Origin of the sequence: Mycoplasma sp. Mirounga ES2805-ORL (genome assembly GCF_017084445.1) — a bacterium.
GTDB lineage: Bacteria > Bacillota_I > Bacilli_A > Mycoplasmatales > Metamycoplasmataceae > Mycoplasmopsis.
The window spans coordinates 736,262-749,076 of record NZ_CP070947.1 but is presented as its reverse complement, the minus strand read 5'-3'; the positions used below and the strand labels follow the sequence as shown (position 1 = coordinate 749,076).

Below are 12,815 nucleotides of genomic sequence, written 5' to 3'. Positions count from 1 at the left end.
TGAGCAACCGCTCATTTTTTAGTGTTTTAATTATTATTTAAAGAATCTAGAACTAGTTCATTAGTTATTGTTGGATTAGCTTGACCATTAGATATCTTCATTACATTTCCTAATATAAACTTAATAACTTTTTCTGGTCTTTCATTATATTCACTAACAATTGTTTGATTTTCATTAATTATTTGTTGAATCCACTTATTTATTAATTGCTTATCATTTATTTGTTTTAAGTTGTACTTATCAAATAAATGATCAATTAAATCAGTATCCAAATTAATTAATAAAGGAACTAGTTTTTTAAATGACTTACCACTAATAATTTCATCGTCAAGGGCTCTAATAGCTTGCTCAATATGATAAGTTTTAATTCCTAAATCGACAACATTTACATTTTTAGAATTAGCTATTGAAACAACTTCTGCAAAGAATAATTTAGATAACTTATCTCTATCACTATATTTTATAGAATCAAAATATTTAGCTAGGTCAATGTCATTAATTAAACTGTTTATGTATATAGGATTAATATTTTCTTTAATATATCTATTTTCTTTTTCTCAAGGTAATTCATTTAATTTAACATTATCTATAAACTCCTTGCTTAATTTAATAAATGGAATATTTGGCTCTGGAAAATATTTATAATCTACTTGACCAGTTTTAGTTCTCATAACTATATTGGTTTTAGTAGTGTCGTCATAACGCTTAGTTTGTTGGAGTATTGCTTCTTGCTTTAATATTTTCTTTGTTTGCTCTTTTATCTCAAAATCTATTGCATTTTTAACACCAGATAAAGTATTCATATTTTTTATTTCGACCTTTGTGCCAAATCCGTTAAAACCTTTTGGACGAAGTGAAATATTGACATCAGCTCTTAATGAACCATTTTCCATTTTAGCATCGCTTATATTTAGATATAATGCAATTTTTCTAATCATATCTATATAAGCTACAGCTTCTTCTGATGAACTAATTACAGGATTTGTAACTATTTCTATTAAAGGAACTCCTGCACGGTTATAGTCTAATTTTGTAACCCCATTTTCATGAGTTTGCTTAGCAGTATCCTCTTCTAAATGAATTCTTTCAAGAGAAATAATTTTAGGACCATTTGAAGTATTGATTTTCAATTGTCCATTTTTTCCTATAGGTCTATAAAATTGGGTTATTTGGTATCCTTTAGGTAAATCAGAATAGAAATAATTTTTTCTATCAAAATGCATTTCATCATCAATTTCCATATTTAATGCTTTAGCTAATTTTATTCCCGAAATTACTGCTTCTTTATTTAATAATGGTAAGGTTCCTGGATAACCCATATCTATTGGATTAATATTAGTGTTTGGTTTGTCACCATACATATTCTTTGATGGAGAAAACATTTTAGATTTTGTGTTTAATTCAAGGTGTATTTCAATACCTATTATTGTTTCAAAAATACTCATTAAATACCTCATTCCTTAAATTTTTCTTCCATTCATAATGCATGAGAAAGCAATCTATCATCTTCATATATTTTAGATTCTAAAGCTATATTAACTGGTAAATTATTAACTTTTATTCAAGGTATTGTTATAGAAGGATTTCCAGCTAAATTTGCAGTTGTTAAAATTGAATCCATATATCCAAAGCTCTTATTTAACTCAATACCTATAAGTGGAGCAACATTTGCAGAAGCTGGAAATACAACAAGATCATAATTATTGTGTAAATTGTCTCAATAATTTTTTATTAATCTTCTAATTTTTTGTGCCTTAACAAACATCTCTTTTTGGTTATCTTGATGAAGGAAATAAGCACCTAATGTTAGGCGTCTTTGAATCATATAGCCTAAACCCTTTGATCTAGTATTTTTCATTATCTCACTTCATGTTTCACCACTTTCTCTTTGTCCAAATGCAACACCATTAAGGTTTGCTAAATTAGAACTAGCTTCTGAAAATGAAATAATTTCGTAAACTATTTTTACTAAATCTAATAAGTCTTTATTTATATCAATATAGTCGAAATCAATTTGATGTTGAGAAAATTTTTCTCTTAAGAATTGATATTGTTTTTTAACATTCTTTTCAAGATTTGATTCAACATTTAATAAAGCTATTTTTTTGGGTTTTCTAGCTTCTATTTCGTTGCCTAAATAAATATCTTTAGATGTAAAGTCCTTATTGTCTTGTCCAAATAGAGTTTTTGCAATAACAAAAGTATCATTAACATTATGTGTGAAATAACTAACAGTATCTAAACTTGAAGAATAGGCAAATAAGCCATATCTACTAATAGCTCCATAACTAGGTTTAAAACCAAGAATTCCATTATAACTTGCTGGTAATCTCACACTATCACCAGTATCACTTCCTAATGCAAAAGATATATTATTAGTGAATGTTGCAGCTGAACCAGATGATGAACCTCCAACTAATCTCGAAGAATCTAAAGGATTGACAATTAATCCATTATTACTATATAAGCCGGTACCACCTAATGCTAACTCATCACAATGTACTTTTGCCACTTTAACCGCTCCTGCATCAATCAATTTTTGAACAGCGGTTGCAGTATAACTTGGTTTAAAACCAACAAGCAAATTACTTGAAGCTGTTGTTGAAGCATCTTCAGTTGCGTAAGTTTCTTTAATGGTAAAAATAGCATCTGCTAAAGTACCATTTTTATTTTCTGAAATAGAATTTTCAAAAAGGTGCGCAACGGCATTATTTTTATCATTTTTTAATTCCTTAATTGCTAAATTAAAATCGCCTAAAACTTTTAATTTCATTATTTAACCACCTGTTCAATAATAATGTAATTATCATCTCTTTTTTTTGCATTATCTAATTCTTTTTGCTTGTCTAAATTAAAGTTTTCATCAACAATATCTTCTCTTAAAAAATCAACATATAGATTTTCATCTATATGAGTTAATGGTTTAACCCCATCTGTGTCATACATTTTTAATCTTTCAAAGTCTTTAACTAGCCTTCCTCATTCTTTATTAATTTCAAATAAAACTTTTTTACTTGGTTCAAACATTAATGATGAAGCTAGTGTTTTAATAAATTCATCAGTTATTTTTTTCATAATGCTCCTATCTTTTTATTGCAAATAAACTCTTTATTATTTAAATATTTTAAGTCACTCTCAAGACTATTAAAAATAATTTTATATGCATGTAAATAAAGCCTGCTAGCTCTTCTACCGCCATATTTCCAATCACCAATTATAGGGTTTTTTAAGGCACTTAAAGTAACTCTAATCTGATTCTTTTTACCAGTTCCTAATTGAGCATATGTGTGACCGTTCAAAGTAAAAAAAGTTGTAGACCAAAGATTAGTTGTATTAAGAGGCTTAGTGTCTTCGTTATAAATGGCAATAGGTTCTAAAAAACCTTCTTTATCTTTTTTAACATCTACCCAATACTGACCATCTGGCGTAACTTTTTCTGAGATATACTCATATATTTTTGTAAAAAAAGAAGTTTTATAATTTAATTCTTTAACTGTTTTATAGTTTTTACCATAGACTATAAGACCACTAGTTGCCTTATCTAAACGGCCTACATGACTAGGCTTAAAACTATCCGCAGTTTTATATTTTAGGTATTTTAAAACTTCTTTGTCTAATGAACTATTTGGTTCAGTATCATGAACGGCTATACCAAAAGGTTTATTAACAATAAGAATATTTTTATCTTCATAAACTATGTCTAACTTTAAAATTTGTTCTTTTTTACTAAAATCTACAACTTCAAATTCGTCATTAAGTCCATAAACTTTAATTTCATCATCAAAATTAATAATATAGTTATGATCCTTTACTGACTTACCATTAACTTTAATATCTCCTTTACGAAAGGATCTATATATTTGGTTAAGGGAATTATTCTTATATATATTTTTTACAAACTTATATAAAGTCCTTCCTTGATCATTTTTAGTAGCTTTAAATATTTTCATAATGTTTATATAAACAAATAAAAGAGATTACCTCTTTTATTTGTTTAGTTTCCTTCCGGGCGTTGACTATCAAATAAGTTAAAATCTTCAGCTTCATTCTCTGTTCCATCGATGTAATTAAACTCTGTTAATTTTGGAAGTTCGGCTAACGATTTAATCTTAAAGTAATCATAAAATTTATTAGTTATTCCATAAAGAATAGGGTTACCAGGAGTTGGACTTATTCCAACTTCTTCAACAACACCTTTAGTTAAAAGGGTATTTAAAACTTGTTCACTAGCAACACCTCTAATGTTGTTAATCATAGAACGAGTAACAGGTTGTTTATATGCGACTATTCCAGCAACTTCAATGGCTGCTTGACTTAAACGGTGTTTTTTAACAACTTGAACCATTTTAGTTATATATTCCTTATAAGTTTCTCTAGTTGCTAATTTATATACTTCATTAAAGTTAACAACCTTTAAGGCTCCATCCGATTTATTATATTCTTTTATAAAATCGTTCATTACTTTACGTCCTTCAGCTAATGTATTTAATCCAAAAATATCTTTAACTTGATTAATTGTTAATCCTTCATCTCCTTGAACATATAGTAGCGCTTCTAAAATATTATTTTTCATAAGCTTCTCCTTTTGCAAAATTTATAGTTCCAAATTGTTCTGATTGACTCATAGTAATTATTTGTCTTCTTACTAAATCAAGTACAGCTAAAAATGTAATAACAAAGTGGTTCAATGATGGAACTTTAAAGATCATTTCAAATGTTACTTCATCATGATTATCAAATAAATTTAAAATGTATGGTATTTGATCTTTTGGTGTCAAATTAAAATGTTCGAGTTTAGTTCTTTTAATTTGATCTGCATATGTTCTTTCAAACATCTTTCTTAAAACAGTAATTAACTTAAGCGGATTAGATGTGCCATCTAAAGCTGTTTCATCATCCTCAACCAAGAATTCCTCAATGTCACTTGGTGATTTAATAAAAATTTCTTTACGAAGTTGTTCTTGTTCTCTAAGTGTTTTAGATATTTCCTTAAATTGTTGATATTCATAAAGTCTTTGTAATATTTCTTGCTTATCAACTTCAATTTCTGGTTTTTCTTCAGGAGTGTAAAGCATCATCTTAGTTTTAAGAGCAAGCAATGTTGCAGCCATAACTAGATAATCACCTGCAATATCAATTTCATTTTCTTGTAACTTATTAATAATGTCTAAATATGCTGTTGCTAACTTAGAAAGGTCAATGTCCATTATGTCAATATTTTTATCTTTAACTAGAGATAGTAATAAATCGAGTGGACCATCGAAGTTTTCTAACTGAATATCATATTTACCATCTTCTGTTACATAAAGACTTTGAGTATCTTCTTGTTGATTTTTATTTGTTTTCTTCACCATATAAGGCCTCCGAAATAGCTAATTTACATTTATCAGCAATCGCAAACGGCTCCATTGTTAATATATTTCCTGGTTTTATTGAAGGAAGGAATTTTATATTAACATGCTGTTTTTTAAATGAAAAGACATTTATTAATTTTCTAGTATCGCTAATTGCAACTGGCACTATTGGAAGATATTGACTTATTGCAACTTTAAATATCCCCGGCTTAAATTCGCCTAACCCATCTTCTAAAATTCTGGTGCCTTCAGGAAAAATAACTCCATAGGTTCTATTTTGCTTAACAAAATCACCAAACTCGTTTAACGTAGTGAGTGACTGGCGTATATTCTTGCGATCAACATAAAATGTATTAATCATAGATAATGCATTTCTAGTTAGTCGTTTTTTCTTTAATTCTTGTTTTGCTAAAAAAGTTGGTATCTTATTTAAAATTCCCTCTTCCTTAGTTTTCTTTTCAAGAGCAACTAGTAATGCGATTGCATCAAGATTAGATTTATGATTAGGAACTAACAATGCTGGAGATTTTGGCATATCATTGTAGCCCTCAGTAGTGACCTTAATACCAAACATTCATAATAGAAACTTAGCATTTTTTAACAAATAGTTATTTTTTAAAATTAATGGATATTCTTCTGGTCTTTGTGACTTACGATATTTCCTAGCAACTGAATTTATTCTGTGCATTTTTCACAAAAATATAGGTCACAAAAAAATCATTTTAATAATAAACATTTAGGCCTCTTTCTTTATTGCGATAGCAATAACCATATCTTTTTCATGACTTAAAGATAATTCAAAATTATCAAAAGTCGGTTTATTGTTTAGGTAAACAATATTTATTTTTTGAAAGGAACTAAAAGAGTTATCTGCTTTAAATATTGCTTCTTTTAGAGCTCAACTTTTTGCAAGAAACATTGTTTTATCTTCGCTTGTACTTAATTTTTTAAAAGTAATAAACTCTTCATTATGCAATATTCTTCTTGCAAATAGATCGCCTTTACCTTTAAATCTTTTTAAATTTGTTAAGTCAATTCCAATCATATAATTAATTATTATAAGTTAAAACCTATATATATGTATATTATTAATACTAATTATTTTATTAATATTCAATAATAAAATTTCCATTTTTTGAAAATATTTAAAAAAATAACTATAAATTAACATGAAAAAAAATAGAGGAATGCTACTAGAATCAATAGTGAACAAAACAATAAACTATTATACTGATAACAATATAGCGTACATAGAGAAAAAAGAATTACCAATAAAATTTAGAAAAGTTGTTGACAACAAAAATTTAGAGAATGCATTCATTTTTAAGAAAAGTACAGTTGATTATATCGGTTGCTACAAGGGACGATTTATTGCTTTTGAAGCAAAAACAACTAATGAAAATTTATTACCTAAATCAAATATTCCAAACCATCAAATAAACTATTTAAGAAAAATAGAAGAAAATGGGGGTGTTAGCTTTTTGTTAATTTTCTTTAGTAGCAAAGATGAATTTTATGTCATAAAAACTAGTGATTTTATAATGCAATTAAAGAAATCAATAAGTTATGAAAATATTAAACAGTATGGATTTAAATTAGAACTATGTTTTCCTGGAATTATTGATTTCCTACCATTTATAGATAATTCCTTCTAATAAATATAATAAAATTGGTTGTTTTATATTAAAATTATAAAAAACACAGTAATAAATGCTTTTAAAGCATGTAGAAGATTTTATAAAATGAATAAACAAATTAAAGTACTTTTTATTGGTGATATTTTTGGCGCACCAGGAGTTAAAATTGTTAAAAAATATCTAGAAAAAATTAAAAATGATTATTCAGTTGACTTTGTAATTGCACAAGCTGAAAATGTCTCGGGTCGTAAAGGTTTTAATAAAAAAGATTATGCAACTCTCAAAAACATTGGTATTAATGCATTCACTATAGGAAACCATGTCTGAGCTAATGAAGAAATATTATCTTTTATTTCTAATAGTGACATTATTAGACCATTAAATATCAATAAGGGCTATCCAGGAGAAGGAAGCAGAATTTTTAACATTAATAATTCAACAACAATAAGAGTAACTTCCTTAATGGGTATAACATTTAACAAATTAATGAAACCTTGAAAAGAAGAATCTGCTGAATCATTTTTTGATGCAATTGATGGTGTTTTAAAATATGGAGAAAAAACTGATTTTAGTTTTGTTGATTTTCATGGTGAAACGACAAGCGAAAAAAATGTTTTTGCTTTGTATGTTGATGGAAAAATTGATGCGGTTTGCGGAACTCATACACATGTCCAAACTAATGATGCCTCTATCTTGCCTAATAAAACACTCTTCATTAGTGATGTTGGCATGTGTGGCCCTTACAACTCAGCAATAGGAGCAAACTATCAAGAAGTATATGAACATATGAGATATGGTGCAATGGTAAAATTTAAAGTTTCTGATAACAAATGTAAAATTAATGCGGTTGTGTTGACTATGAATACAGAAAATAAAGAAAACAATTCTATTGAACTCATCAATATCAAAGAAAAATAAAAAACTACTTTCTACTTTTTCTTGAAGTAGTTTTTTTTGTATTTTTTGAGCTTATATTTTTAGAAATTATTCCAAAAGTTATTGCAGAATCTCTTAACATATCCAATGATAATTTATCATTTGTCTTATAAAAATAAGTTGTTTCAAAATCAGTTATTAAAAGAGAATAAATATATTTTTGTTGTTCACTTTCAGTTAATGAATTCAACTTATTTTTCTCAATTGTCAAAACACCAAAATATAATTTCTTAAAGATATTACTATTTTTATTACTATATAATTGAAAACTATATTGATTATTTTTAAAGTCTAATTGTTTTTCTTTTGTACTTAAATTTATTTTATTCTCAATATAATTCTCATCACTCAATGAATTATTAAAGTTAAATCATTTTTTAACATTTAAAAGAGATTTTAGAGCGATTAAACTAACAATTAAAAATAATAGTAACGATAAAGAAGTGACTAATACGTTTCTTAAAAAATCAATTGAATATTTCTGGGTAAATATTGCATATAAACTAAAAATAGTTCCTGGTATGTTTAATATTGTAAAAATAGTAAAAGTTATTGTTACTTTAAGTAAATATTTAATTAGATCAGGAAATAGATAATTTCTTACCTTTATATTCTCTTTAATGCAATGCTTTCTAGAATTATAAGTTGCAGACATATAAGCATCTTTTGAAGCAAAAGTTATGATAATAAATAAAATAATTGAAATTATTGAAAATATCGCTATCGCAATAGAAGACATATTTAAAGTTCTAATCATGTTTTTTAACTTCCTTATCTTCTTCAGGATCAATTGAATGATGATTTATTAATTTTTTTTGAGCTATTTGATGTTTCAATTCAGTAATAAATCCACCAGCAATAACGCCGCTTGGTATTGCAAATATTGCTATGCCTATTAATGAAAGAATTATAACCATGAGTCTACCTATTTGCGTTGTAGGAGCATAATCTCCATACCCGATAGTTGTCATTGTAACAGTTGTAAAATATATAGCTTTGAAAAATTGATTACCATCAATCTCTGTTTGACCCTCTTTTGGCATAAATATTTTTGTTGTTTTATCAGTTTCTAAATTGTAAAAAATTGTTGAGAATAAAAAGATGACAAATAGAATAAAGATAAATGTATAAGTTAAAACTCATCTTTCTTTTTCAAAAACATTAAATAAAGCTCTAAATGGTGAAAAGAATCCAAGCAACATTGTTAGCCTTATTGCTCTTAAAAATGCAAAATAACGAATAAATTCTAAAGACTTGTTATCATAACCAAAGTTAATTGCTAATTCCTGTATTGAAGGAATCAGAATAAGTATTAACAAAATACCCATAAATCTAAATGGAAATGTGAAAAACTTAATATATTTTCGTTTCCCATCAACATTTAGTGAAATAATTCACCAAAGAACAAAATCAATAGTTGCTACAAAAATAACTAAACTTTGATTTATGTTAATTAAGCTCTTTATTCAATCTTTTTCAAATCTGACATCATTTGTTATTAATATAGAAGATAGTGAAGTTAGATATATAAATAAAATAATTCCTGTATAAATTATCCGCAAAAAGATTGTCATTTTTCTCTTATTTTCTTCAACATCGTTAATGTTTGAAGATGTAGAAATCATACATTCTATCATTTTTAATGTTGTTTTAAATGTCTTATTTTTACTCATATGACTATTATAATTTATTTAATGCTTTTATTAAAAAAACTACTTGTAATCATCACAACAAAATGAAAAGTGTACAAGTAGTTTTTATAAAACAAGATAATTAATAATTCATTATTTTTTCATATTCATCTAAAGAACCATGATAAGTAAAACTTTTATCTGGTGCAATTTCAAGAATAACATTTGAAACTTGATTAACTAGAGCTCTATTATAGGTTGTGAATATTGCTCCACCCCGGTATGATTTAAGTCCTTCAATAAAACTATCAATACTTTCAGCATCCAAATGGTCTAAGGGTTGATCAAATAATAAGAAATTAGACTCAAGCAACATCATTCTAGAAAACATTAACCGAGCTTTCTCTCCACCTGATGTAACTTTAACATTTTTAAAAACCGAATCATTTGAAAATAACATTCTACCTAAGAAACCTCTCATTCTCTGGTCACTTATATCTTTATTTTCCTCTTTTTCGTTAAATAATGGTCATTTTGCAATTCATTCCAAAATTGTTAAATCTTCAGTAAAATACTCTCTATTTTCATTTGGATAGTAATTATGTTTAATAGTTTGGCCTCACTTTACAGTTCCGGAAGTAGGTTGTATTTTACCAATTAGTATCTCTAAAAGTCTAGTCTTTGCAATATCGTCCTCGCCAATAATTACTAATTTTTCACCTTTAGTTAAAGTAAATGAAACTTTTTGAAATAAAGTTTTACCGTTTTTATCAACATAGGTTAAATCTTCAACAGTTAAAATATCTTTGCCAGGTTCGCGATTAAGTTCTCAATTAATATATGGATATTTTCTATTTGATGGTTTAATTTCGTCAATTTTAATTTTTTCAAGTGATTTCTTTCTACTTGTTGCTTGACGAGATTTAGAAGCGTTTGCACTAAAACGTGCAATAAATTGTTTTAGTTTTTCAATTTGAACTTCCTTCTTAGCATTAGATTGCTTTTGTAATTCCTTAGCTAATTCACTACTTTGTTTTCAGAATGAATAATTACCTGTATAAATTTTTGCCTCATTATAGTCAATATCAACTATGTGAGTACATACATTGTCAAGGAAATCACTATCGTGACTTACAACTATCACAACATTTTCATATTCCGCTAAAAAGTTTTCTAATCATTTAATTGAACGTAAATCTAAGTGGTTCGTAGGTTCATCCATTATTAAAACATCCGGATTACCAAATAATGCTTTAGCAAGAAGCACTTTAATCTTTTGGTTAGCTGTTAGTTCTTTCATTTGAACCATCCACTTATCTTTTGGTATACTCAATCCAGATAAAAGTTCTTGGGCATCATTTTCAGCTGTTCAACCGCCAAGTTCACCAAATTTTTCCTCTAATTCACCGGCTCTTGTATAATCGTCCATCGTTGCATCAGGATTTGCATAAATAGCATCTTTTTCTTCTTTTACTTTATATAAATCAGTATTACCCATAACAACAACATCAGTAACAATAAGATCATCATAGGCATTATGATCTTGACTCAAAACACTTAAACGACGGTTTTTTTCTATAATAATTTGACCTGAAGTAGGTTCAACGTCACCAGCTAGCATTTTAAGAAAGGTTGATTTACCAGCCCCATTGGCTCCTATAATTCCATAAGTGTTTCCGGGAACAAATTTTAAATTAACATTTTCAAATAGCTTCTTGTCACTAAAAACTTTTGATAAGTTTTGAACTTCTAACATTTTCACTCTCCTTATATTTCGATATATACATTAATAATAAAAAATTACTATGTATCATAGATTTTAGACACAATAGCAAAATTTAATTTACTTAAACTCTTAAATTAAGTTCTTTTGAAATAACTGTATAAACATCTTTATTTATAACTTTTGCAAGAGATAAAGCGATCTTTTGACGAGTTAATATAGACTCTGCTAACTTCTTATTTGCCATTTTATTATTGCTGGTTAACATTGATTGAATATAGTTTGTTTCATTTTCTATTTCTTTATCTGTTACTTTTATTTTTTCTGTATTTAAAACCATAAATTCAAAGGTTGAGGCAATTATTTTAGCTTTTGTACTTTTATCACCGCTTGCAACTAGTTCGATTGTTTTAGGATCTTTATCTTTAAGAACTTCATCTGGATCTATATTTGCAGTTCCATCTGAAATTTTTTGGAAATATTCAACTAAGCCCATTTTTAAATTTTCAGGTGAAAAATTCATTTTAGAATTTACAACTATTTCTCTCATCGTTCTTTCATAGAAACGTAATAACTCACTTGAATAATGTTCTTTTCTAAAGTCCATAAATAAACGTTTCTTAAGATCTTCTAGACTGTTAATATTCTCGATACCGGTTTTATTAATATTATTATTAGTTAAAGTAGTAGGAATTGGTCTTCTATTGCCTTTAATAATAATCATTCAATCATTGCCTTTAGGGTCGCGTATTTTAAATGAGTTTCCTGGCATTCTGTTAAGTAGAAGAGAATTTATACTAAAACCTGGAGACATTCTAGTTACTAAGGTAATATTTTGTTTTTGATCCAATACATTTCCAGTCATTGGATGTATAACACTATAATCAATTGTTACATGATCTCCTACTTGAACAAAATCTTGAATAGGCGTTAACAATGGATAAGATTGGGTGAATTTTTGAAATGCTAATTCTAAAAATTCATTTTTTAGAGGTTGAACTGCAAAATCGAATTTTAGATTTTTATAATCAAACTTTTCTAATTCACTTAATGAATAATAAGTTATCTTAATTTGCGCTTCAAACTTATTTTCGTCAACAAGAATAACCTCAACATTAGGTGCAATAGGCACTATTGTTTTATCTTCAAACTTATCAAGTTCTTCCAAGGCTTCTCTAATTTTACTTTGAACAACCATATCTAATGCGTACGAAATAATTTCTTGTTTTTGAATTTGTGTTTGTTCATTCATTGCTTTAACAACAACACCATTTTGAAATTCTTTTCATTCTTGTTGTGTTAATTTTACATTTACTGTTTTTATTGAATAATTAATCATTTTTTGTCTCCTACTAGCTAATTTTCTCTATGTGTTTTATTTAATATAAAAATATTACTATGAATTATATATAAATCTAGGAAAAGAACTACAAAGTTATTTGCTATAAATTTGAAAACTATTTTTTAATATTAATTTTCTGTTATTACGGGATTTTATTCTTATTTAATTAGAAATATCTTATTCTTCTTGTAT

Annotated in this window: 14 protein-coding genes; 2 read left to right on the top strand and 12 right to left on the bottom strand. The window is 26.9% G+C overall.

What is annotated here, in order from left to right:
* Window positions 1-26: 26 nt before the first annotated feature.
* Genes gatB through JXZ90_RS03195 form a run of 8 tightly spaced genes read right to left on the bottom strand, consistent with a single transcriptional unit; the run spans window position 27 to window position 6,399 of the window.
* Window positions 27-1,445, bottom strand: coding sequence for an Asp-tRNA(Asn)/Glu-tRNA(Gln) amidotransferase subunit GatB (gene gatB, locus JXZ90_RS03230; RefSeq protein WP_205848334.1), 1,419 nt, complete (start codon window positions 1,443-1,445; stop codon window positions 27-29).
* Window positions 1,445-2,773 (bottom strand): amidase family protein, encoded by a 1,329-nt coding sequence (locus JXZ90_RS03225; protein WP_205848333.1) that lies wholly within the window; start codon window positions 2,771-2,773, stop codon window positions 1,445-1,447. Before JXZ90_RS03225 ends, gatB begins: the two co-directional genes overlap by 1 nt.
* Entirely contained in the window at window positions 2,773-3,075 is a 303-nt protein-coding gene (locus JXZ90_RS03220) for an Asp-tRNA(Asn)/Glu-tRNA(Gln) amidotransferase subunit GatC (RefSeq protein WP_205848332.1), read from the bottom strand. The genes JXZ90_RS03225 and JXZ90_RS03220 overlap by 1 nt, the downstream gene beginning before the upstream one ends.
* Window positions 3,063-3,950 carry an RluA family pseudouridine synthase gene (locus JXZ90_RS03215; RefSeq protein ID WP_205848331.1) on the bottom strand — a complete coding sequence of 296 codons (888 nt, stop codon included), beginning with the start codon at window positions 3,948-3,950 and terminating at the stop codon, window positions 3,063-3,065. The genes JXZ90_RS03220 and JXZ90_RS03215 overlap by 13 nt, the downstream gene beginning before the upstream one ends.
* Window positions 3,951-3,994: 44 nt before the next feature.
* Complete coding sequence (scpB, locus tag JXZ90_RS03210) at window positions 3,995-4,573, bottom strand: SMC-Scp complex subunit ScpB (protein ID WP_205848330.1); 579 nt, start codon at window positions 4,571-4,573, stop codon at window positions 3,995-3,997.
* Entirely contained in the window at window positions 4,563-5,354 is a 792-nt protein-coding gene (locus JXZ90_RS03205) for a segregation/condensation protein A (RefSeq protein WP_205848329.1), read from the bottom strand. Before JXZ90_RS03205 ends, scpB begins: the two co-directional genes overlap by 11 nt.
* Window positions 5,335-6,042 (bottom strand): 1-acyl-sn-glycerol-3-phosphate acyltransferase, encoded by a 708-nt coding sequence (locus JXZ90_RS03200; RefSeq protein ID WP_241003403.1) that lies wholly within the window; start codon window positions 6,040-6,042, stop codon window positions 5,335-5,337. Before JXZ90_RS03200 ends, JXZ90_RS03205 begins: the two co-directional genes overlap by 20 nt.
* Before the next feature lie 48 nt (window positions 6,043-6,090).
* Window positions 6,091-6,399, bottom strand: coding sequence for a holo-ACP synthase (locus JXZ90_RS03195; RefSeq protein WP_205848327.1), 309 nt, complete (start codon window positions 6,397-6,399; stop codon window positions 6,091-6,093).
* 124 nt (window positions 6,400-6,523) lie between these two features.
* On the opposite strand from JXZ90_RS03195, the gene recU reads away from it, so the two are divergent.
* Window positions 6,524-7,009, top strand: a complete 486-nt coding sequence (gene recU / locus JXZ90_RS03190) for a Holliday junction resolvase RecU (protein WP_205848326.1) — start codon at window positions 6,524-6,526, stop codon at window positions 7,007-7,009.
* An 87-nt stretch (window positions 7,010-7,096) separates the two neighbouring features.
* The gene (locus JXZ90_RS03185; protein ID WP_205848325.1) at window positions 7,097-7,909 is read left to right on the top strand and encodes a TIGR00282 family metallophosphoesterase; all 813 of its coding nucleotides are present in this window, start codon (window positions 7,097-7,099) and stop codon (window positions 7,907-7,909) included.
* Between the two features lie 4 nt (window positions 7,910-7,913).
* Here the strand turns inward: JXZ90_RS03185 and JXZ90_RS03180 are convergent, their stop codons facing one another.
* From JXZ90_RS03180 to JXZ90_RS03165, 4 genes are all read right to left on the bottom strand, one after another.
* Window positions 7,914-8,684 (bottom strand): MAG0920 family protein, encoded by a 771-nt coding sequence (locus tag JXZ90_RS03180; RefSeq protein ID WP_205848324.1) that lies wholly within the window; start codon window positions 8,682-8,684, stop codon window positions 7,914-7,916.
* The gene (locus JXZ90_RS03175) at window positions 8,677-9,600 is read right to left on the bottom strand and encodes a potassium channel family protein (RefSeq protein WP_205848323.1); all 924 of its coding nucleotides are present in this window, start codon (window positions 9,598-9,600) and stop codon (window positions 8,677-8,679) included. Before JXZ90_RS03175 ends, JXZ90_RS03180 begins: the two co-directional genes overlap by 8 nt.
* Before the next feature lie 100 nt (window positions 9,601-9,700).
* The gene (locus tag JXZ90_RS03170) at window positions 9,701-11,314 is read right to left on the bottom strand and encodes an ABC-F family ATP-binding cassette domain-containing protein (protein ID WP_205848322.1); all 1,614 of its coding nucleotides are present in this window, start codon (window positions 11,312-11,314) and stop codon (window positions 9,701-9,703) included.
* A gap of 91 nt (window positions 11,315-11,405) precedes the next feature.
* Entirely contained in the window at window positions 11,406-12,620 is a 1,215-nt protein-coding gene (locus JXZ90_RS03165) for a trigger factor-related chaperone (protein WP_205848321.1), read from the bottom strand.
* Between the last annotated feature and the right edge of the window lie 195 nt (window positions 12,621-12,815).